2 protein-coding genes are annotated in these 702 nt (G+C 31.6%); one reads left to right on the top strand and one right to left on the bottom strand.

All coding sequences use genetic code 11. The features are described 5' to 3' along the window. The first annotated feature begins 126 nt into the window (after positions 1-126). Complete coding sequence (locus tag KI369_RS26735) at positions 127-606, top strand: GNAT family N-acetyltransferase (RefSeq protein ID WP_212958543.1); 480 nt, start codon at positions 127-129, stop codon at positions 604-606. Positions 607-625: 19 nt separating this feature from the next. On the opposite strand, the gene KI369_RS26730 is transcribed toward KI369_RS26735, so the two are convergent. Continuing rightward, positions 626-702: HU family DNA-binding protein (locus tag KI369_RS26730; protein WP_212958548.1), on the bottom strand; the 77-nt coding region annotated here is incomplete at its 5' end.

The following is a 702-nucleotide window of genomic DNA, read 5'->3' as shown; positions in this document are numbered from 1 at the left end:
AAACAATACTTCGAAATAAGTATTGTTTTTTTGTTTATATAGAAAGAAAAAAGATATAATAAAGCAGAAATATTGAATCGTAAATGGTAGAAAAGTTAAATGATAGTTTAGTAAGGAGACTCGAATATGTTAAAAGATACAATCATTAGGGCCTTTCATAAAGATGATTTAGAACAAGTATTACAGTTGTTCTATGAAACAGTTCATACAATTAATGCAAAAGATTATAACGTGTTACAGCTACAGGCATGGGCACCAGATCGACTAGATAGAGAAAGTTGGTTACATTCTTTAGAGAAGAATATTAGTTATGTAGCGGATCATAACGGTATGATAGTGGGATTTGGGGATTATAATGATGATCATTACGTAGATCGTTTATTTACCCATAAAGATTATCAAGGGAAAAGGATAGCTTCATACATACTACAGAAGTTAGAAAAAGAAGCAGTGAACTTGGGGCATGGGGAGATATATACAGAGGCGAGTATTACGGCAAAACCTTTCTTTGAAAGTAAAGGTTTTATTTGCATAAAGGAACAAAAGAAACAGCATAATGGTCAGATTTTTATTAATTATGTAATGAAAAAAATAGCCTTCTCGTAAACGAGAAGGCTATTTTTCATTATTTTACAGCTTCTTTTAGTTCTTTACCAGCTTTGAAAGCAGGTACTTTAGAAGCTGCGATTTGCATTTCTTCAC

Source organism: Bacillus sanguinis, assembly GCF_018332475.1.
GTDB lineage: Bacteria > Bacillota > Bacilli > Bacillales > Bacillaceae_G > Bacillus_A > Bacillus_A sanguinis.
This window is presented reverse-complemented; position numbering and strand designations above follow the sequence as displayed.